Source organism: Paraburkholderia sp. SIMBA_030 (genome assembly GCF_046535245.1).
GTDB lineage: Bacteria > Pseudomonadota > Gammaproteobacteria > Burkholderiales > Burkholderiaceae > Paraburkholderia.
This window is the reverse complement of sequence record NZ_JAWRXB010000440.1, coordinates 1-275: the sequence shown is the minus strand read 5'-3', so window position 1 is coordinate 275 and position 275 is coordinate 1. Positions and strand designations below refer to the sequence as shown.

Annotated in this window: 1 pseudogene; it reads left to right on the top strand. The window is 64.4% G+C overall.

The window, feature by feature from the left end:
- Positions 1-275 (top strand): annotated as a pseudogene (locus tag SB772_RS40690) (hypothetical protein); the annotation flags it as partial.

The window sequence follows — 275 nt, the reverse complement described above, 5'->3', positions numbered from 1 at the left end:
CTGTTCTGGGGGCCTCCGACCCCGCGGTCGACGCGCTGGCCGAGCGCGCACTGATCAAGAAAATCACCGAACTGGATTCGCTCACGGGCTGTTTCGATACCACCACGGCAAAAGTCGTGACGCAGGGCGTGCAGCGCCCCAGGCTGGGCGGTGCCATCAGGCTTCGTGGAGAAGTGGTGGGCATTGTCTGGCTGCACGGCGAAGAAGGGGCGTTTGAGGAGCTGGAGTCTCGAGCGCTCGAACACGCCTCGGTGATTGCGGCGTTGCACCTTGCC